Here is a 247-nt window from a genome sequence, read left to right on the forward strand (position 1 = left end):
GATCCTTGTGTCCGGCTTCAACGTCTATCCGGGCGAGATCGAGGATGTGGTCGCCAGTCATCCTCTGGTCGAGGAGGTCGCCGCCGTCGGCGTGCCGGATGACGCCCAGGGCGAGCGGATCAAGATCGTCGTGGTCCCGCGATCGCCTGAGCTGACGACGGAGATGCTGATCGCCCACTGTCGCGCGCAACTGACCGGCTACAAGGTGCCGCGCATCGTGGAGTTCCGCAGCGAACCCCTGCCCAAG

At 65.6% G+C, this 247-nt stretch carries 1 protein-coding gene; it reads left to right on the top strand.

What is annotated here, in order from left to right:
* A partial coding sequence (locus ACYYG1_RS17750; RefSeq protein ID WP_461211655.1) for an AMP-binding enzyme occupies positions 1 to 247 on the top strand: 247 nt, incomplete at both ends.

The sequence above is a fragment of the Desulfocurvus sp. DL1XJH-121 genome (assembly GCF_054819825.1).